Below are 19880 nucleotides of genomic sequence, written 5' to 3' on the forward strand. Positions count from 1 at the left end.
ATGCGCTGGACACCGCAGGAATATGCCGGATGGGGACGCGCGCTGCGCGCCAGGGGCGAGGTTGCCCGCCCGCAGAACCCCGACGACCTTCTGGCCTCGGAAACCGCGCCCGCCTTCGGGATGCGGCGCTCCTATGGCGATGCCGCGCTGAACTCGGGCGGGCGCGCCATCGACATGAGCCAGCTTGACCGGATGCTGTCCTTCGACCCGGAAAGCGGCGAGCTGCATGTCGAGGCCGGTGCGCGCATCGGCGATATCGCCGCGGCCTTCGCGCAGCGCGGCTGGTTGCCCGCCGTGATGCCCGGCACCGGCTTTGCCACCGTCGGCGGCTGCATAGGCCAGGACGTGCATGGCAAGAACCACCATCTTCTTGGCTCGTTCTCCGAGCATGTCGCAGAGATCACGCTGATCCAGCAAGGCGGCCCCGTGCGAGTCACCCCCGGCTCGGCACTGTTTCGCGCAACGGCGGGCGGACTTGGCCAGACCGGGGTGATCACCTCGGCTAGGCTGCGGATGCGGCCCTGCAAGGGCGATGTGATGATCGTGACCGAGCGCCGCGCGGCGGATTGGGACGAACATGTAGCCCTGCTTGATGCCTCGCGCGCGACCTATACCGTGGGCTGGATCGACGCCACCGCGACGGGTGCCGCCCTTGGCCGCGGCATCGTCGAGGAAGGCGAAAGCGGCGCGGGCCTTGTGCGGCAGCGCGACAAGGCACGGCGTGTGCCGATGGATGCCCCGCATTTCGCGCTGGCCGCGCCCATCGTGCAGGTCTTCAACTGGGCCTATTACCACCGCGTGCCCGCGCGCGGGCGCACGCTGGTCAAGCCGATGGCGGATTTCTTCTTCCCTCTCGACAAGATCCACGACTGGAACCGGCTGTACGGGCGGCGCGGCTTCCACCAGTTCCAATGCGTAGTCCCGCTTGCCGCGGTGAGCGAGCTGCGCGCGATGCTTGACGAGATCGCCAGTTCGGGCCTTGCCTCACCGCTCGCCGTGCTCAAGCGCATGGGGCCGGGGCGCGCGGGCTATCTTAGCTTCCCGATGGAGGGCTACACGCTTGCCGTCGATTTCCCCAACCGCGATGCCGCGCGCGCGCTGATCAAGCGGCTTGAGGCGCGCACCGCCGACGCGGGCGGGCGGCTTTACTTCGCCAAGGACAGCCTGGCCGAGGGCGCCCAGATCCGCGCCATGTATCCCGAACTTTCCGACTGGCAGAAGGAAGTGGCCAAGGCAGACCCGCAGGGCGCCTATGTCACCGACCTGATCCGCCGACTGCAACTGAGGACCACGACATGATGAAAAGCTGGATCGTTCTGGGCGCGGGTTCCGCCATGGCCCGCCCGCTGATCCGCCGCCTTGCCGCCGAAAGCTGCGCGCTGTTTCTGGCCGGTCGCAACACCGAGGCGCTGGAGCCTCTGGCCGCAGACTGCCGACTGCGCGGCGCGCGGCTGGTCGAGGTGATGCAGTTCGACGCGCGCAACCATGCCAATTACGCGGCCTTGATCGACCGCCTCGCCGCCGAGGAAGGTGAGATCAACGCGATCTCCTTCGTCGGCTCGATGCCCGAGCAATCCGCAATCGACGCCGACCCGGCGCTGATCGCGGGCGTCATTGCCGACAGCGTCACCGGCCCGGCGACCTTCCTGCAACAGCTTGCCCCGCTGCTCGAACAGCGCGGTTCCGGCACGATCGTCGGCATCTCGTCGGTGGCGGGGGATCGCGGGCGGCTCAACAATTATGTCTATGGCGCGGCCAAAGGGGCGTTCTCGACCTACCTGTCGGGTCTGCGCAACCGCTGCGGACGCAAGGGCGTGCATGTAATGACGGTCAAGCCCGGCCCGGTCGACACGCCGATGACCTATGGCATGAAGATGCCCTTCATGACGACGCCCGAGGCCGTGGCCGAGGATATCCTCAAGGGCATCCGCCGCCGCCGCAACGTGATCTACACAGCGCCGATCTGGCGGCTGATCATGCTGGTGATCCAGCACATCCCCGAGCCGATCTTCAAGAAGATGTCCTTCTAAGATCAGCCACCGAACCAGATCTGCCAGAGGCCCGCAGCCCACAGCATCAGGCTGAGCGTGATCATCAGAAGCCCCAACCCAAACTTGTCCCGCAGCGCGAAAACGATCGGGTCGTAATCCTGCCGACCATACCAGCCAAGCGCGACCATCCGGATCAGCCACCAGGCGATCGGAATCAGCGCGACCCAGAGCAGCCATGTGTCGGGATAAAGCAGCCGCGCCTGATCCGAGAACGAGTAGAGAAAGAAGATCAGAAGCGCGCCGAAGACGCCGATCCCGGCGACGTTGAGCAGATCGCCCCGGTCCGCCCGGCCATAGCCGCGGCCCGGCAGGCGCTCGTCGCCAGTTGCAAGGGTCAACTCGGTCAGACGCTTGACGCAGCCGAGCGTCAGGAACACCGGGAAGACGAAGATCAGCATGTAGCTTGAGACATCGACCTTTGCGGCCGCGGCCCCGGCCACCACGCGGATCGTGTAAAGCCCCGCCAGCGTCGTGATATCCACCCACCGCATCCGCTTGAGCTTGAGCGAGTAGGCCAGCGACGTGATCATGTACAGGATGATCACCCCCAGGAACCACAGGTTCAGCACCGCCGCGATCCCAAGGGCCAGCACCGACAGCCCCAGACAGGTCACCATGCCCACCGATATGGGCACCGCGCCGCGCGCGAAGGGGCGGCGCTTTTTCGCAGGATGCAGCCGGTCGGCCTCGAGGTCGAGCAGGTCGTTGACGATATAGATCGACGAGGCCGCCGCCGAGAACGCCACGATCCCCAGCAGGATCAGCCCGAAGGTCGCCAGATCGAAGCGGTGCGAGGCGATCAGCGGCAGGAACAGCAGGATGTTCTTTACCCATTGATGCGGTCGCAGCGCCTTGATCAGCGCGCGCCCCGACCAGCCACCGGGAAGGTTGACGATATTCTTGCCCTCCTCGGCCAGACGGCGCGAGGCGGGCACGTCGCCCACGACCAGCGCATTCTCGGCATGGGACCAGATCGCCATATCGGTGGCTTCGTTGCCGGCGTAGTCGAAGCCGCCCTCGCCAAAGGCCTCGACCAGCGCCTCGGCCTTGCGCGCGCCCTTGAGATTGGTCACCCCGTCCGAAGCAAAGACCCTGGCCGAGAGACCGTAGTGTTCGGCCAGTTCCTGCACCTGCCGCCGATCCGAGGCAGAGGCCAGGATCACCTCGCGCCCTTCAGTGGTGGAATGCAGCGCAAGCTCGGCCACCGCCGGGTTGACCGGCATCAGATCCAGCCGCAGATGCACAATCTCGGCCAGTTCGGCCTTCAGCCGCGCGGGATCGCGCAGGAACCGCAGCGACTTGAGCGTCGCGATCGGGTCGCGACCAAGTCCTGCCCAGAATGCCTCGAACAAAAGATCGGTCTTCAGAAATGTGCCGTCGATATCCAGCACCAACGGCTTCAGATCGGCCATGATTATCCTTTCACGGCAAACACACAGCCGTCAGTCACAAGCTCGGGCGGGCTCAGGCACAGGCCCCGCGCCACCTGCCACGCGGCGAGCACCTTGGGCACATAGTCGCGCGTCTCTGCATAGGGCGGCACGCCGCCGTTATTCTTCACCGCGTTCTCGCCCGCATTATAAGCGGCGATCACCATCAGCGGATCGCGGTCGAACTCCTTCATCAGCCAGTCGAGATAGGCCACGCCCCCGCGGATGTTCTGCATCGGATCCTTGCTGTCGGACACGTTGAACCGCTTGGCCGTCGCGGGAATCAGCTGCATCAGCCCCACTGCCCCGGCTTTCGAGACTGCCTCGGCCCGCCCACCGGATTCGGTCGAGATCACGGCCAGCACCAGCGCGGGCGAGACCTCGGTGCCGATGGTCGCGGCAAGGATATCTTGCCCGTGGCGCTGCGCGATATCCTGAAGATGCGCCAGCCGCGGCGCGCGCACCGATTGCCCGTCGGGCCCCGCGTTCAGCACATCCAGCGCCTGCGGAAAGCGTCCGTCCCGCTCATTGATACGTGGCGAGATGGCATTCCAGAACCATGAATAATTCGTCGGTCCAGAAGGCTTGCCCGAAGCCCCATCGCCCACCGGCGGGCGGCGCACCGGAACGAAAGGTTTGGCGGCCGCCACCTCAAGCGCACGGCGCTGCTCTTCTGGGTCGATCTGGATCGTGATGAAGCGCTTCGTTCCGGGCGCCGGGGGCACGACACGCTTAGGCTTGATCTCGTTAATCTGGGGCGGCGCCACTGCGGGGGCCGTTTCGGCATGCATCGGAGCAGCCGTAAAAGCCGCGCAAATCGCCACCGTCATTGCCCCTAAGATGCGCATTTGCGCCACCCTGCCCTGCCTGCAATCAAGTCTTTGGGAGATTTATTCAAGAATCTGCCGGCAAAATCCAGAAAAAGGCATCGCATAACGACGATTCGGCGGGTGATTCCGCGTTTACGCAACAGTATTCAACAGCGTTCGAATGTATTTTTTGAATTTTTTTATGTTTGCCAATCAACAACTTACCACGTTGATCACGAGAAGATTAACACTTCGCAAAATGACCAAAAGTCCGCCCAAATCCCGCCACGATCCGGGGGCCTTATAAGCCCATACCGCGATGCAACGGACCAAGTTCAGAGGTGGTTCCAGGGTAGCGCGGAAGGAACCAGACCCAAGGAGAGACCTATGAAACTGTTCAAACTGACCCGCAAGTTCCACAACGAAGAAGACGGCGCTGTGACCGTTGACTGGGTCGTGCTGACCGCCGCCATCGTCGGCATCGGCGCCTTCGCCCTCTCGCTGATCCGCACCGAGACCCGCGAACTGGCGACCAACATCGCCGACTACATCGGTTCGCAGACCGTCTCGAGCCAGTAATTCGCTCGCAGAGAATACCTACGGAGAGGCCGCGCAAAAGCGCGGCCTTCTCTATTTCCGATGCGCCAAGCGGATGATCGGAGCGGCAGGACAGACCGGTGGGTTGTGCCGTCTTTTCCTCATATACGCCCCATTTTCGCCCTCAATTACCTTTAGAACCGACCAAACAACCCTGATGAACGCCTTTTGGCAGGAGTTAACCGTGATGACCAATGTCATCTTGAAGAACCTACGCCGCCGGAGCTGCGACGAAGACGGTGCGGTTACCGTCGACTGGGTCGTGCTGACGGCCGCCATCGTGGCGCTCGGAGGCGTTTTCGGGGGCATGATCGGCAAGCAGACCGGCATCCTGGGGAACGCGATCGGCAGCTTTATCGGCTCGGTCGAGGTTCCCTCGGCAAACAGCAACGGCTGAGCCGGGGCCTTCAATGTCGGCCGCGCGGCGGTCTGAGTAATATTCGGGGGCGGAGCGAACGCCCCACCAAGAGAGGATTGGAATATGCGTCTGATCGTTGGACTTGTTCTGGCCGCTGGCGTGGGTCTGGGTGGTGTTGCAGTATACATGGCGCAGGGGCAGATCGCCCAGTTCCAGCAGGAACGCGATTACCTTGTGGCGGCGCAGGCCAAGGCGCCGAGGCTTGCCGATGTCGTCGTGGTCAAGCGACAGCTCAAGTATGGCGAGCGATTCTCGGCCGCCGATCTTGAGGTGATCAAGGTTCAGGCTGGCAAGACGCCCGCCGGCGCCTTCACCCGTATCTCGGCACCGCAGGGCAGCCCCGAGGCCGTATCGGCTGTGTTCGTCGATGGCGAGACTCGCCCACGCTCTGCAATGCGCACCTATGAGGCCAACGAGCCCCTTCTGGCCAAGAAGGTCACCGACGCTGGCACCGATGCCGGTATCCTCGCGAATCTGTCAGCCGACATGCGCGCCTTCACGATCCGCGTCGATGTCAGTTCGGGTGTGTCCGGCTTCCTGCGCCCCGGCGACCTGGTGGACGTTTACTGGTCTGGCGCGATCGGCGACCAGCCGGTGACCAAGCTGATCCATCCGAACCTGCGCCTGATCGCCATCGACCAGAGCGCGGATGCTGATCGCACCGAAGAAACCCTCATTGCGCGCACCGTCACCGCAGAAGTCACGCCCGAGCAGGTGGCCGCGCTGACGCTTGCGCAATCGACCGGGCGGCTGACGCTGTCGCTGCTTGGCCGCAACAACACCGCGTCGGCGGGCCCCATCGAGATCGACCGCAACAGCCTGCTCGGAATCGAGAAGGCCGAGGTGGTGAAAGTCGATGCGCCCAAGGTCTGCACGGTCAAGACCCGTCGCGGCAACGAAATCGTCGAGACCCCGATTCCCTGCACCAACTGAGGTAAAAATACCCTGCTGGTGTGGGTTCCATGCAGCACAAACACACGAATCCACATGAATCTCGGCCTGCAATGGGTTGATTATTGCAAAATTTCGTGAAGTGCCGCATGGTCTGGGAAAACTTGACATCAACACACCCTAACGGGCGGTAAGACCTGTGCGTGGTGAGTGGTCGGAGAGGCAGGATCACAATGTATATAAAAAGCTTTGTTAAGGCATGCCTGCTGGGGACCGCACTTGGCGTCGCAATTCTTGCGCCCGTCAATGCGGAAACTTTGCGTGTCATGTCGGGGTCGGCGTCGAGCCCGCTCAATGTTCCCATGAACCGCGCCGTTGTGGTGGAAAGCGATCAGCCCTTTGCTGAGCTTTCGATCGCGAACCCCGGCATTGCGGATATTACCACGCTTTCGGATCGCACCATCTATGTGCTCGGCAAAGTGCCGGGCCGCACGACGATGACGATCCTCGGGCCGGACGGAAAGCTGATCTCGAACGTCGAGGTTCAGGTGACCCCGGACATCGCCGAATTCAAGGAGCGTCTCCAGCAGATCCTCCCCGGCGAGAAGATCGAAGTACGCACCGCCAACGACGGCATCGTGCTTTCGGGGACGGTGTCCTCGATCACCAAGCTCGACCGTGCGCTGGACCTGGCGCGTCGCTATGCGGGTGACCGCGTATCGAACCTGATGATGGTCGGCGGCACCCAGCAGGTGATGCTGAAGGTGCGCTTCGCGGAAATGCAGCGTTCGGTTGCGAAAGAGCTAGGATCCTCTTTAGGCATTCGAGGCACTGTGGGTGGCGGCTCAGCCGAAACCGGGACGATTGTCGGCACCGGTAACTTTACAGCAGCAGACGCTATTGGCGACGCTTTCGACGATGGCGTGCTTCCGGTCGATGCAAACAAAATCGGCGCACTCGGTCTCGGCTTCACCGTGGGCAACCTTGAATTTGCCGTTCTGCTTGAAGCTCTCGAATCAAAGGCATTGGTGCGCACCCTCGCAGAACCGAACCTGACCGCTCTGTCTGGGCAGCAGGCAAAGTTCTTGGCTGGCGGCGAATATCCTATCCCAGTCGTCGACGACACAGGCGTATCGATCGAATACAAGCCCTTTGGCGTCGAGATGGCCTTTACGCCGCGCGTCGTCGATGGAGACCTGATCAACCTAGAGATCGCCGCAGCGGTTTCTGCCATCGACAGCACGGTGACGATGTCCTCGGGCGGCTTCTCGGTCAACGCGTTCAAGCGCCGCGAAACCTCGACCACGGTTGAGATGCGCGACGGTGAAAGCTTTGCCATCGCCGGACTGCTTCAGGATGACTTCCGTGACCTGAACGAACAGGTTCCATGGCTTGGTGACGTTCCGATTCTGGGCGCGCTGTTCCGTTCCGCTGACTACAATCGTGCGCAGTCGGAGCTTGTGATCATCGTCACCCCGCATCTGGTCAGCCCGACCCGCAGTGAGGCATTCGCCCTGCCGACGGATCGTGTGCGCCTGCCGTCCGAGGCCGAACTGTTCCTCTTCGGCAAGACTGCCGGTGACAAGACGCCGAAGACCGGTGCGGCCGCCGAAGTGGCCAAGCAGGACTTCTCGGGCTCCTACGGCTATGTGATGGAGTGAGCTATGCAGATGCAGGATTTGAAAAAGATGCGGATTGCGGGGCTCATGGCCACTGTTCTGGTGCTCAGCGCCTGTGCTGGAGGTGCGCAACGGTTCTACGCCGAGGCGGGGTCTGAATACGACACCGGCGGTTTCGGTGACGCGACGATGAACAACGTGCTGGTGATGTCGGGCGAGCGCGACTACATGATCAGCCTCACCAAGAAGTTCGCCGCCGACGTGCAGAACACCGTCAACTTCGCCTTCGACTCGGCTGTGCTCGACGAAAGCGCGAAGGCGGTCCTGCGCACGCAGGCCGACTGGATCCGTCAGTTCCCCGAGATTCGCTTCCGCGTTTACGGTCACACCGACCTTGTTGGCTCCAACAGCTACAACAAGAGCCTCGGGATGCGCCGCGCGCAGGCGGTCGTTGCCTATCTCTCGTCGCAGGGTATCTCGCGCTCGCGCCTCGAGGCGGTCGTTTCCTACGGCGAAACGCAGCCCCTCGTCTTTACCCAAGAGCCGAACGAGCAGAACCGCCGCACGGTGACCGAGGTTTCGGGCTTCGTGGGCAAGGGCAAACCGTCCGAGCTGCACGGCAAGTATGCCGAGGTCATCTTCCGCGAATATGTTGGAAGCGCTGTTCCGGCTCAGGAAACGGTGCAGCCGAAGGTTTCCGGCTCGGGCGGCTAATCTCGCCAGACAGGATTGAAAAGCTTTGGGCGGACCTTGGAAACAGGGTCCGCCCAAAGCTTTTCATCGTCTCGGATTACCCCACAATTGGAACAATCCGGCCCAAATGTCGCCAAGATTGGCCGCGATCTTAACCTCTAGCAGGACAGGTGCGACCAGCGAGTCGCATCCGGGTTTGCGTAAGAATCTGGGCATCCCACGTCATCCCTCCTGGGAAGTCGACCGCAGCCCGCGCAGTAAAGGACTAGAGGCAATGAGTGCAGCTCCTCTTCTGAATACCGAACCCGCGCCGATCGTCGCGTGCACGGTGTCCCGGGATGTCTCGAATTTCGACCTTCTGATTGAGGACATGGAGGTCGAGCTGGGAGAGAACTGGGGCGATATCAGCTTTGATGACGCTATCTTGTTCTTCTCGCAGCCCGAGGCGCAAAAGCTTGAGTTCATCGCCATAGCGATCGACGCCGAGGACGAGGCGCAGATCCCCCGGATCTCCTCGATCATCTCGACGGCAAAGGCCAAGGGCATCCGGGTAATCCTGATCGCCGAAGAGGTCAGCCCGATCGCGCTGCACCAGCTTCTGCGCCTTGGCGCGGATGACTTCGTTCCCTACCCGCTTCCCTCGGGCGCCCTGCATGAGGCGATCATTCGCCTCGGCCAGGTCGAGAAGCCCGTCCTTGGAACCGCCGATTCGGTCAAGCCGAGCGCCACGGGCGGCCATGACGGCGTCGTGCTGCCGGTCCATGGTCTGGCGGGCGGCGTCGGCGCCACGACCTTCGCGGTCAACCTGGCTTGGGAACTGGCCACGATGGGCGAGGCGACCAAGAAATCCGGCGCCGGTTCGCCGCGCGTCTGTTTGCTCGATTTCGATTTCCAATATGGCTCGACCTCGACCTATCTCGACCTGCAACGCCGCGAGAATGTGTTCGAGATGCTCTCGGACGCGTCCCATCTCGATGGCGAGACCTTCATGCAGTCGCTCGTCACCTTCGAGGACCGCCTGCACGTCCTGACCGCCCCGGCGGACATGCTGCCCTTGGATATCGTCAGCGGCGAGGACATCACGCGCATCGTCGAGCTGGCCCGCCAGAACTTCGACTTCGTCGTGATCGACATGCCCTCCACCGTGGTTAGCTGGACCGAGACGGTGCTGAACCTGGCGCATGTCTATTTCGCGCTGATGGAGCTTGATATGCGCTCGGCGCAGAACACGCTGCGCATGATCCGCGCGCTGAAGTCCGAGAGCCTCCCGGTCGAGAAGCTGCGCTATGTTCTGAACCGGGCGCCGAAGTTTACCGACCTGACCGGCAAGGCGCGCGTCAAGCGTCTGGCCGAAAGCCTGGACATCTCGATCGAGGTGCAGCTGTCGGATGGCGGCAAGCAGGTCACGCAGTCGAATGACCATGGCGTGCCGCTGGCCAGCACGGCGGGAAAGCTGCCCCTGCGCAAGGAAATTCAGAAACTTGCACAGTCCATCGCCGAGCTGAACCGCTCGCTCGAGGCCGCGCAGGCGTAATCGTTGAGATAAGAGGTCGCAATGTTCTCGCGCTACAAGAAGACGACACCCGGGCCGAATAACGCGCCGCCGCCGCCCGCGGGCGAGCCGCGCGCCCCTGCCCCGGTTCCCTCGGCTTCCCCGGCAGAGCCCTCGCGTTCTTTTGTCCAGCGCCGTCCGACGACCGGCCAGCCCGGCACCCCGGCGGATGTCATCGCCGCCGACAAGGAAAAGAAGCGCAAGGAACGCCTGAGCGACCTGCGCGTCGAACTGCACAAGCGCCTGCTTGAAAACCTCAACCTCGCCGCGCTGGAACGCGCGACCGAGGCCGACCTGAAGGCCGAAATCGCCGCCATCGCCAGCGAGGCGATGACCGAAATGGCCGTGGCGCTGAGCGCAACGGAGCGTGCGCAGGTCAACCAGGAGCTTTACGACGAGGTCATGGGCCTCGGCCCGCTTGAGCCGCTGCTCAAGGACGAGACCGTCTCGGATATCCTCGTGAACGGCCCGCAGCAGATCTTCGTCGAACGCGGCGGCAAGCTGCACCTGTCCGACATCACCTTCAAGGACGAGAAGCACCTGCTGCGGATCATCGACAAGATCGTTTCGGCCGTGGGCCGGCGCGTCGATGAATCGAACCCCTATGTGGACGCCCGTCTAGCCGACGGCTCGCGTTTCAACGCGATGGTGCCGCCGATCGCGGTCGATGGCTCGCTCGTCTCGATCCGAAAATTCAAGAAGGACAAGCTGGGCATCGACGATCTCGTCAAGTTCGGCGCCTTCACCGAGGAAATGGCCGCCTACCTTCAGGCTGCCGTTGCAACGCGCCTCAACGTCATCGTCTCAGGCGGGACGGGTTCGGGTAAGACGACCACGCTGAACGCGCTGTCGTCCTTCATCGACAACTCCGAACGCATCCTGACGATCGAGGACACGGCGGAACTTCAGCTGCAGCAGACCCACGTCGGCCGGATGGAAAGCCGCCCGGCAAACGTCGAGGGCAAGGGTGCCGTCACGCAGCGCGACTGTTTGCGCAACGCCCTGCGGATGCGCCCCGACCGCATCATCGTCGGCGAAACGCGCGGCGAGGAAGTCATCGATATGCTTCAGGCCATGAACACCGGCCACGACGGTTCGATGACCACGATCCACGCGAACTCGGCGCGCGATGGTGTCTCGCGTCTGGAAAACATGATCGCCATGGCGGGGATCGAGATGCCGATCAAGGCTGTGCGCTCGCAGATCGCCTCGGCTGTGAACCTGATCGTGCAGGCATCGCGTCTGCAGGACGGCTCGCGCCGCATGGTGTCGATCACCGAGATTACCGGGATGGAAGGCGAGGTCATCTCGATGCAGGAAATCTTCAAGTATGAGCGCCTCGGCCTTGCGCCCGACGGCAAGATCATCGGCCGCTTCACCGCGACCGGCGTGCGCTCGCACTTTGCCGACCGTTTCCGCCAGTGGGGCTATGACCTGCCGGCGGCCATCTACGAACCCGTGCAAGACTGAGAGGGCTGCAAATGATCATCTCCTCTACCCCGATCATCTACGGCCTGATTTTCCTGGCGGTCATCCTGATCGTCGAGGGCATCTACCTGCTGGCCTTCGGCAAGTCGATCTCGCTCAACAACCGAGTCAACCGTCGCCTCGAGATGCTGGAAAAAGGCACCCGGCGCGAGGAAGTGCTCGAGATGCTGCGCAAGGAAGCCACCCAGCATATGCAGGTGCGCTCGATCCCGCTTTATTCGATCCTCGCCAACAAGGCGCAGAAAGCCAATATCGCCTTCTCGCCCAAGGCGCTGATCGGTGTGATGGCGCTGGTCTGCATGGTGGCCTTCGGCGGCCTCTCCATCGCCACGCAGGCGGGCATGCCAGTGCGGGTTGCGCTGTCGCTGCTGATGGGTGTGGGCGGCGTCTATTTCTGGATCTCGTCGAAGGCACGCAAGCGCACCTCGCTGGCCGAAGAGCAACTGCCCGACGCCGTCGAGTTGATGGTGCGCTCGCTGCGCGTGGGTCACCCGTTCTCGTCGGCGATTCAGGCCGTGGCGCGCGAAATCCCCGATCCGATGGGGTCCGAATTCGGCATCATCGCGGACGAGGCCGCCTATGGCCGCAACGTCGCGGAATCGCTGCGCGAAATGGCCGAGCGCATGGATATGCAGGACTTGCGCTTCCTGGCCGTGGCCGTGTCGATCCAACAGACCTCGGGCGGCAACCTCGCCGAGGTGCTTGAAGGTCTGGCCAAGGTGATCCGCTCGCGCTTCCGCCTGTTCCGCCGGGTGCGTGCCATTACCGCCGAACCGCGCTGGTCCGGCATCTTCCTGTCGGCCTTCCCGGTCGTCGTGCTGATCATCATCCAAATCGTTTCGCCCGACTATTATGACACCGTCAAGCCGACCCCGGCGTTCATGCCGATGGCACTGCTCGTCTTCGTGCTGCTCGGGCTGAACGTCCTCTTCATGAAAATCATGACCACGATCAAGGTCTGAGGCGCACCATGGACCAGAACAAGATATTCGAGCTGCTGACCGACAAGCTGGGGCCCCTGGGGCCGGTGATTGCACTGGCTGGCGTGGCGATGCTGCTGATCCTTGCCGTGCTGCCGATCCTGCTGCGCAAGCAGATCGACCCGCTCGACAAGCTGCGTGCCGCCAAGGGTGCCGAGGCCGCTGTTGCCGCCGCGGGTGCGGGTGGTGGAGCGCCGGCCAAGGGCAAGCCGGGCAAGGGGCTGCGCTACAACGCCGGCACCGACAAGCTCGATCGCTTTGCAGGGTTCCTCGAACCGAAAAGCAAGGACGAGATGTCCGAATCGCGCAAATGGCTGGAGCGCGCAGGCTATCGCGGCCGCAACATCGTGCGCACCTTCCACGCGATCCAGTTTGCGATGGGCCTGACGCTGATGTTCCTCGGCGCGCTCTACGTGGTCATCCATAACTCGACCAATGAAGAAGCCCTGCCGATGACCAAGATGCTGGTCGCGATCCTGATGCCGGGTGTGTTCGGCTACTATGCGCCCAAGCGTTGGGTGAACCAGCGCGTCTCGGCCCGCTCGCAGGAAATCCAGAACGGCTTCCCGGATGCGCTCGACATGCTGCTTGTCTGCGTCGAGGCCGGTCAGTCGCTCGACCAAGGCATCATCCGCGTGTCGAAGGAACTTGGCACCTCTTACCCGGCGATCTCGCAGGAATTCGAGGTCATCGCGCATGAGATCAAGGCCGGTAAGGACAAGGCGACCGTGCTGCGCGCCTTCGGCGAGCGTGCCGGCGTACCCGACGTGCAGAGCTTCGTCACCGTCATGATCCAGTCGCAACAGTTCGGCACCTCGATCGCCGAGGCCCTGCGCCTCTATGCTGCCGACATGCGCGACAAGCGCATCATGCGCGCCGAAGAAGCGGCGAACAAGGTGCCTACCAAGATGACGCTTGGCACCATGCTGTTCACGGTTCCGCCCCTCCTGATCATCCTTGTCGGTCCCTCGGTCCATGATATGATCGAGAACTTCAAGATGATCAAAATTGGACCATGATCCCAAAAAAGCTGTGTGGCCGCCTCGGCGTGGCCTTCTCACTGGCCCTGTTGGCCGCCTGCTCGTCCGGTTTCGGCGGCGGCGGCCTTTCGGGTTCTGATGGGGGCCCTTACGCCCCCGGCACCGCCCGCGGCGATGGCGTGGATGGCCTGATTGTCGGCCACCGCCTGGTCGAGGCGGGCGAATACGAGCTTGCCCTCAAGGCCTATTACCGCGCCGCCGCCAAGCAGGGCGCGACGGTCGATGTGCTCTCCGCCATTGGCTCGACCAATCTCAAGCTCGGGCGCCTTGGCCAGGCCGAACAGATCCTGCGCCGCGCCATCGAGGTTGATGAAACCTTCGTGCCTGCCTGGAACAACCTGGGTGTGGTCTTGATGGAGCAAAACCAGGTCGCCGAGGCCGCCCGCGTCTTCCAGACCGCCTATGCGCTCGACAGTGGCGAATCTGACGCGATCCGCGATAACCTTAGGCTCGCTCTCGCAAAGATGGACAAACCTGACTATCCTGAGGCCGAGGAAAAAACTTTCACGCTGGTCCGGCGGGGAGTGGGTGAATTTCTCCTGCTGACCCAGCAATAAGACCATCAAGAGGACGCACTCCAATATGCGCCATCCGATTCTTTGCGCTGCCCTTGCCGGGCTCGTCGCACTCTCTGCCTGCTCGAACAATAGCGACGCGGAGGTCGAAGAGGCGCTGAAAAGCGTCAACGCCATCGACGGTGCGAACCTGTCGGACATCATGCTGACCGTGGGCGACCCGAAAGAGGCCGTGGCCTATTTCCAGCGTTCCTCGGCCGAGAACCCCGACCGGATCGACCTGCGCCGTGGCCTTGCGAAATCGCTCGTGCGGGCGGGGCGCCATACCGAGGCGACGAAGGTCTGGGCAGATGTCGTGGCGATGCCGGGTTCAACCTTTGACGACAAGGTCGATATGGCCGATGCGCAGATCCGCGCGGGCCAGTGGACCGAGGCCGAGGCCACGCTGAACTCGATCCCGCCGACGCATGAGACCTTCGATCGCTACAAGCTTGAGGCGATGGTGGCCGATTCCAAGAAGGACTGGAAAAAGGCCGATACCTTTTATGACATCGCCGCGGGCCTGACGACGAAACCCTCAGGCGTGCTGAACAACTGGGGCTTTTCCAAGCTGACGCGCGGTGACTCAAAAGAGGCCGAGAAGCTGTTTGCCGAGGCGCTGACCTACGATCCGGGCAATTTCACCACCAAGAACAACCTGGTTCTGGCCCGCGCCGCGCAGCGCAAATATGAGATGCCGGTCATCCAGATGACCCAGACTGAGCGCGCGCAGTTGCTTTACACCGCCGCGCTTTCGGCAATCAAGCAGGGCGATGTCACAATCGGCAAGGGCCTGTTGCAGGACGCGATCGACACCCATCCGCAGCATTTCGACGAAGCAGCCCGCGCACTCGCCGCGCTCGACGCGAAGGGGTAAGCGGATGCTTGGCCTCAGCCCGGGCGCGGCGGCGCTTGTCCTGCTGATCGCGGTGACGCCGATCTGCGCCTGGGTCTGCTATACCGACCTGAAATACATGAAGATCCGCAATACCTCGGTTGCGGCGCTTCTGGCGGTCTTCGCCGTGGTCGGCCCCTTCGTGCTGCCGCTGGACGAATGGGCCTGGCGGTGGGTGCATTTCGGCGTGGTGCTGGTGATCGGCTTCGTGCTGAACATGATCGCCCATTTCGGCGCAGGCGACGCGAAATTCGCCGCCGCCGCCGCGCCGTTCTTTTCGGCCGCGCCCGCGCATATCCAGCTGATGATCTTCCTGCTGGCGGCCTTCTTGTTGGCCGCCTTCGCCACGCACCGCCTGATGCGCGCGATCCCGGCCATTCGCGCCATGGCGCCCGAATGGGTCAGCTGGACTCGCAAGGACTTCCCCCTGGGGCTTGCGCTTGCCGGGACGCTCTGGGCCTATCTCGCGCTGGTCTCAGCCGTCGCCTGAGGGCTGGTCCTTGATGGGGCGCAGTAGGATATAGGTCTCGGTGCGGCGCTCTTCCTCAAGCTGCCAGCCATCCTCGGCCAGCGCCTTGATCATCGCATTGCGACGGTCGCGCGCGAAAGCGCATTGCAGGAGCACGATGTGATCGGCCGCGGCCACCCCCGGCGTGCCCGAGTAATACCAGGGCGCCGCCCCCTCGACCGCTTTGAAATCGCCAAAAAGCCAGAGCGAGGTGAACAGATCCCCCACCAGGATCGACTGCCCGGCATATCCCGCCGCCGTCAGGTCCTTGGCCATCAGGTCGAACACGGCATAATGGCCCGAGTTGACCTCGCAGGCGGGCAGTTCCTCGCCGTTAAGCAGGACAGGTTCGTCATCCTGCTGGTCCTCGTCATCCTCGTCCGGCGCGGGCTTGGCCTTCGCCATCTCGGCATAGGCCTCGTAGGGTTGACCGGGCGCATCGCCGCGAATGGCCAGCCGCACGCCCACCAGCCGGTCGGGATCGACTAGCAAATCGTCATCGACGCTGCGCTTGCGCACCATCGGCACCTCGCCATGCGGCTTGGCCTTGATCGCCGCGATCGGACTGGCCATGAGGTTGAACGCCGAAGGCGAGGCGAGGCTGAGCAGCACGACCCCGCAAATCGCCAACGCTCCGCCCAGCTGCCAGCCAAGCGCGTTGGTGCGCCCGTCGGTGGGGCGCAGGGCGAAAGCCATGAGACCCGCCAGAACGAGCCATTGCGGATCGTTGCCCCAGTTCTGATAGGTAATATAGATCACACCGGGCAGCAGAAGCAGCATCGCCAGCCCCTCGGTCATCCGACCCGCCTGGCGCAGCAGCACCACAAGCCCAAGTGCAGCGAGGCTTGCCAGCAGGTAAGGCGGTGCGGTGGCGTTTTCCTGGAAAGACAGACCCGGCTGCGAGCGCGTTTCCGACGTCGCAACGGCCAGAAGATCGCGCATATAGGCTAGCCAGAAGTCAATGCCGAACGCCAGCGTCACAAGCGCCGCCACCGCCAGCCCGGCAAGCAGCCCTGCCACAAGCGATCCCCAGGCGCGGCGCAGCACCAGCCCCGCAAGGATCGCGGGCAAGAGCGCCGCGAAATAGGTCACCTTGATCAGCACCAAGCCCGCCATCGCAAACCCGATCAGCGCGCCCTCAGGCAGCGACCGTCCGCGCCCCAGAGGCTGCATGATCGCCAGCGGCAGCGCGATATAGGCCAAAGCCCAGGCCCAACGGTTGTAATGCATTGAGACCGAAGTCAGCACCTTCGCCTCGCCATGCACCAGCGACAGGCACAAGAGCATGACGTACAACGCATAAAGCAGCGCGAGATCCCGCGGAAAGCGCGACCGCGCCACCCAAAGCACCGGCCCGAACAGCACCGCCGCCACCAGCGCCTGCGCGGCGAAGAACGCATGGCCTAGCCCGAACCCGAGCTTGGCAAAGAAGGCGATCGGCCAGACCGCCAGAATACCGATAGGGGTCATGAAATCGAGATGCGGCACCTGATCCAGCATCGCCATGCGCAGCACGATATCGCTCAGGTGAAGCGCGTCACCCTCATGCATGCGCAGCACCAGCGCGCCCTTCATGACAGGCAGGATCGTCAGGGCCAGCGCGACCGCGCCCACGATCAGCGCCAGCCGTTTCAACGACGCCTGTTTCACACCCGACATCCCAGCCTCTCCGCGTTTTTTCCCATTTTTGGCCACATTAACCGCGCATCCTGCCCGAGTGAATCCCATTAGGGGACAATTGCGCCCTCGATGGGGCCACTGAGCGGCAAAGTCAGGACCGCAGCATACGGAGACGCGAATGAATATGATGGCTTCGAATGTCGTAGCCCCGGTGCCGCCCAAATCGCTGCAGGAGACCGGCCTGAACCCGGTCATGATGCGCGACATGCTGCTCAAGACGATGTTCCGCACCAATACCGATACGGTCACGCTGATCTCGCGCCAGATCTGTCTGCCGCCGACGCTGACGCAGGAACTGATCGACATGTGCCGCAGCCAGCGACTGGTAGAGGCCACTGGTACGCTGCACGCCAACTCGGGCAATGAGATGGGCTTTCAGCTGACCGACTCGGGCAAGGCCCGCGCGCTCGACGCGCTGTCGCAGTCGGAATATTATGGTGCCCTGCCGGTGCCGCTCGAAATGTATCGCGAACAGATCAAGCGCCAGTCGATTCGCAACATCCAGCTGACCCGCGATCAACTGACGGGCGCCATGGGGCACCTGATCCTGCCGCCGACGCTGATCGACCAGCTTGGTCCGGCGGTGTCCTCGGGGCGTTCGATCCTGATGTATGGCCCGCCCGGCAACGGTAAGTCCTCGATCTCGAACGGTATCCGCGACGCTCTTGGCGACAAGATCTACATTCCGCGCGCCATCGAATATGCGGGCCAGGTGATCACCGTCTATGACCCTATCGTTCATGCCGCCGCGACCGAATCGGTCGAGGATCCGAACTCGCTGCGCCGCTCGTCGAACCGGTTCGACACGCGCTACGTTCTATGCGATCGCCCCACTGTGATTACGGGGGGTGAATTGTCGCTCGACATGCTCGACCTGACCTACAACCCCACGGCACGCACCTATACCGCGCCCTTGCAGCTCAAATCCTCGGGCGGCGTCTTCATCGTGGACGACCTTGGTCGCCAGGCCGAGCCGCCGCAGAAACTGGTCAACCGCTGGATCGTTCCGCTGGAAGAAAGCCGCGATATCCTTGCACTGCAATCGGGCGAGAAGTTCGAGGTCCCCTTCGACACGCTCGTGATCTTCTCGACCAACTTCCACCCCAACGAGATCTTCGACAAGGCGGCACTGCGCCGGATCTTCTTCAAGATCAAGATCGACGGCCCGAACCAGGCCGATTTCCTCAAGATCTTCTCGCTGGTGGCCAAGAAGAAGCGGATGCCGCTGGACGAGACTTCCCTTCTGCACCTTCTGAAGGTGAAATACCCCACAATCGACAATATCTACGCGAACTATCAACCGGTGTTCCTGGTCGATCAGATGATCGCCATTTGCGAGTTCGAGGGCATTCCCTACCAGATGACGCCCGAGCTGATCGACCGCGCCTGGTCGAACATGTTCGTGCGCGAGGAAGCAATCGTCCACTAGGGCTACTCGGCCGCCTCGCCCCAGCGTTCGGTCACCTCGTCCTGATAGGTTTTCGAGACGGGCACGTCTGCCCCGTCTTGCGTGACAAGGCGCAGTCGCCCCTTGTCACGCCGCACGGATCGAACCGCCGTTCCCGCCACCCAATGCGAGCGGTGCACGCGTAGCCCATCGGTTTCCCCGACCTCGCTGATCGCATCGGCGAAGCGCATCAGCAGGCTGTGCGTGCCCGCCTCAGTAACCACGTCAACATAGTGATCGCGCACCTGCATCCGCACGATGGGCGCGTGCTGCTCGGGGGTAAGGCGCTGCAACAGGCGCGGCGGTTCGGGAACGTCCTCAGCTGGTGGCGGAGCAGGCGGCGCAGAGGCCACCCGGCGCTTTGGGCGCAAACGAAACGCATGGCGGAGCGCGGTCGTGGTCAGCGAGGCCACGAAGACATAGATTGCGATCAGCGCTGGCTGCAGCGGCGCGGCGCCCGGTTCATCCGTTAGCCAGGACTGCAAGGCCCATGCGAGCGGCGTCAGAACAAAAGTCGCGACCCCCGCGATATTCAACGCCACACGCCAGACGGCGCGGACACCAAGCTGGCGAGTCACGTAAAGCCGGATCGCGACGCCGACCAGAATCCCGATAGCGACAATGAGCGGCCAAAAGACCATTCTGGCGCCGATTGACAGCGCCGTCCCCGTCCCGAAAGGACCGCTCACCACCCCGAAAACCGAAAGCGCCACCCAAACGACCGGAAAGGCCGGTGAGCACAGCGCCCGCTTATACAAGAACATCCACGAGGTCATAACCCGACCCAAACTGCACGACACATTCGGGTTTGCTATCCAACCCGGAATTCTCGCGCAATGCCGCAAAGCGGCAAACGTCAGGTCAACCTACGATTGTTGTCAAATTTTGCGTGCGCTGTGGCTTTCTGCCCACCGGCAAAGGTAAATCCTTGATCAGGCGGTCAAACCTTCGGGCTCTGGCAGGCCATTGGCGCGGCAGCAGGCGGTGAGCGTGTTGGCCAGCAGGCAGGCGATGGTCATCGGCCCGACACCGCCCGGAACAGGGGTGATCGCGCCCGCGACCTCGGCCGCCGAGGCGAAATCCACGTCGCCCACGAGCTTGGTCTTGCCGTCGCGCTCGATGCGGTTGATGCCCACGTCGATCACCGTCGCGCCCGGCTTGACCCAGTCGCCCGGGATCATCTCGGGGCGACCCACGGCGGCGACCAGAATATCGGCGCCACGGCACA

General features: G+C 63.0%; 19 protein-coding genes and 1 pseudogene. 15 read left to right on the forward strand and 5 right to left on the reverse strand.

Features of this window, described 5'->3' with window-relative positions; translation table 11 throughout:
- Both LZA78_RS11000 and LZA78_RS11005 read left to right on the forward strand, forming a co-directional pair.
- On the forward strand, positions 1–1299 hold the full coding sequence (locus LZA78_RS11000) for an FAD-binding oxidoreductase (protein WP_233676975.1): 1299 nt from the start codon (positions 1–3) through the stop codon (positions 1297–1299).
- Entirely contained in the window at positions 1296–2030 is a 735-nt protein-coding gene (locus tag LZA78_RS11005) for an SDR family oxidoreductase (RefSeq protein ID WP_233676976.1), read from the forward strand. The genes LZA78_RS11000 and LZA78_RS11005 overlap by 4 nt, the downstream gene beginning before the upstream one ends.
- Positions 2031–2032: 2 nt before the next feature.
- Here the strand turns inward: LZA78_RS11005 and LZA78_RS11010 are convergent, their stop codons facing one another.
- Positions 2033–3463 carry a UbiA family prenyltransferase gene (locus tag LZA78_RS11010; RefSeq protein ID WP_233676977.1) on the reverse strand — a complete coding sequence of 477 codons (1431 nt, stop codon included), beginning with the start codon at positions 3461–3463 and terminating at the stop codon, positions 2033–2035.
- Between the two features lie 2 nt (positions 3464–3465).
- On the reverse strand, positions 3466–4272 hold the full coding sequence (locus tag LZA78_RS11015; protein ID WP_233676978.1) for a lytic transglycosylase domain-containing protein: 807 nt from the start codon (positions 4270–4272) through the stop codon (positions 3466–3468).
- A gap of 405 nt (positions 4273–4677) precedes the next feature.
- Between LZA78_RS11015 and LZA78_RS11020 the strand changes: the two genes are divergently transcribed.
- The 12 genes from LZA78_RS11020 to LZA78_RS11075 all read left to right on the forward strand — a co-directional run bounded on the left by LZA78_RS11020 (position 4678) and on the right by LZA78_RS11075 (position 15507).
- Positions 4678–4869 carry a hypothetical protein gene (locus LZA78_RS11020; protein ID WP_233676979.1) on the forward strand — a complete coding sequence of 64 codons (192 nt, stop codon included), beginning with the start codon at positions 4678–4680 and terminating at the stop codon, positions 4867–4869.
- Between the two features lie 205 nt (positions 4870–5074).
- Positions 5075–5284: a hypothetical protein gene (locus LZA78_RS11025; protein WP_233676980.1), complete on the forward strand. Its 210-nt coding sequence runs from the start codon at positions 5075–5077 to the stop codon at positions 5282–5284.
- 84 nt (positions 5285–5368) lie between these two features.
- Positions 5369–6238 (forward strand): Flp pilus assembly protein CpaB, encoded by an 870-nt coding sequence (gene cpaB / locus LZA78_RS11030; protein WP_233676981.1) that lies wholly within the window; start codon positions 5369–5371, stop codon positions 6236–6238.
- 191 nt (positions 6239–6429) lie between these two features.
- The gene (locus LZA78_RS11035; RefSeq protein ID WP_233677005.1) at positions 6430–7857 is read left to right on the forward strand and encodes a type II and III secretion system protein family protein; all 1428 of its coding nucleotides are present in this window, start codon (positions 6430–6432) and stop codon (positions 7855–7857) included.
- 9 nt (positions 7858–7866) lie between these two features.
- The gene (locus LZA78_RS11040) at positions 7867–8529 is read left to right on the forward strand and encodes an OmpA family protein (protein ID WP_438811072.1); all 663 of its coding nucleotides are present in this window, start codon (positions 7867–7869) and stop codon (positions 8527–8529) included.
- A gap of 253 nt (positions 8530–8782) precedes the next feature.
- The gene (locus LZA78_RS11045; RefSeq protein ID WP_233676983.1) at positions 8783–10042 is read left to right on the forward strand and encodes a CpaE/TadZ family protein; all 1260 of its coding nucleotides are present in this window, start codon (positions 8783–8785) and stop codon (positions 10040–10042) included.
- 21 nt (positions 10043–10063) lie between these two features.
- Positions 10064–11530: a TadA family conjugal transfer-associated ATPase gene (locus LZA78_RS11050; protein ID WP_233676984.1), complete on the forward strand. Its 1467-nt coding sequence runs from the start codon at positions 10064–10066 to the stop codon at positions 11528–11530.
- An 11-nt stretch (positions 11531–11541) separates the two neighbouring features.
- Positions 11542–12510, forward strand: coding sequence for a type II secretion system F family protein (locus tag LZA78_RS11055; RefSeq protein WP_233676985.1), 969 nt, complete (start codon positions 11542–11544; stop codon positions 12508–12510).
- 8 nt (positions 12511–12518) lie between these two features.
- Positions 12519–13547 carry a type II secretion system F family protein gene (locus tag LZA78_RS11060; protein ID WP_233676986.1) on the forward strand — a complete coding sequence of 343 codons (1029 nt, stop codon included), beginning with the start codon at positions 12519–12521 and terminating at the stop codon, positions 13545–13547.
- A complete protein-coding gene (locus tag LZA78_RS11065; protein ID WP_233676987.1) occupies positions 13544–14125 on the forward strand; it encodes a tetratricopeptide repeat protein in 582 nt (193 codons plus the stop codon). Before LZA78_RS11060 ends, LZA78_RS11065 begins: the two co-directional genes overlap by 4 nt.
- A 25-nt stretch (positions 14126–14150) precedes the next feature.
- Complete coding sequence (locus tag LZA78_RS11070; protein WP_233676988.1) at positions 14151–14999, forward strand: tetratricopeptide repeat protein; 849 nt, start codon at positions 14151–14153, stop codon at positions 14997–14999.
- A gap of 4 nt (positions 15000–15003) precedes the next feature.
- Entirely contained in the window at positions 15004–15507 is a 504-nt protein-coding gene (locus tag LZA78_RS11075; RefSeq protein ID WP_233676989.1) for a prepilin peptidase, read from the forward strand.
- Here the strand turns inward: LZA78_RS11075 and LZA78_RS11080 are convergent.
- Positions 15493–17184, reverse strand: coding sequence for a hypothetical protein (locus LZA78_RS11080; RefSeq protein ID WP_233676990.1), 1692 nt, complete (start codon positions 17182–17184; stop codon positions 15493–15495). The genes LZA78_RS11075 and LZA78_RS11080 overlap by 15 nt on opposite strands.
- A 139-nt stretch (positions 17185–17323) precedes the next feature.
- Between LZA78_RS11080 and LZA78_RS11085 the strand changes: the two genes are divergently transcribed.
- Positions 17324–18634, forward strand: coding sequence for a DUF8689 domain-containing protein (locus LZA78_RS11085; RefSeq protein ID WP_233676991.1), 1311 nt, complete (start codon positions 17324–17326; stop codon positions 18632–18634).
- Positions 18635–18636: 2 nt separating this feature from the next.
- Here the strand turns inward: LZA78_RS11085 and LZA78_RS11090 are convergent, their stop codons facing one another.
- Together LZA78_RS11090 and LZA78_RS11095 are read right to left on the reverse strand one after the other, a co-directional pair.
- On the reverse strand, positions 18637–19293 hold the full coding sequence (locus LZA78_RS11090; RefSeq protein ID WP_233676992.1) for a LytTR family DNA-binding domain-containing protein: 657 nt from the start codon (positions 19291–19293) through the stop codon (positions 18637–18639).
- A 291-nt stretch (positions 19294–19584) separates the two neighbouring features.
- Positions 19585–19880 (reverse strand): annotated as a pseudogene (locus LZA78_RS11095) (bifunctional methylenetetrahydrofolate dehydrogenase/methenyltetrahydrofolate cyclohydrolase); the annotation flags it as partial.

The sequence above is a fragment of the Rhodobacter flavimaris genome, from assembly GCF_021378075.1.
GTDB lineage: Bacteria > Pseudomonadota > Alphaproteobacteria > Rhodobacterales > Rhodobacteraceae > Rhodobacter > Rhodobacter flavimaris.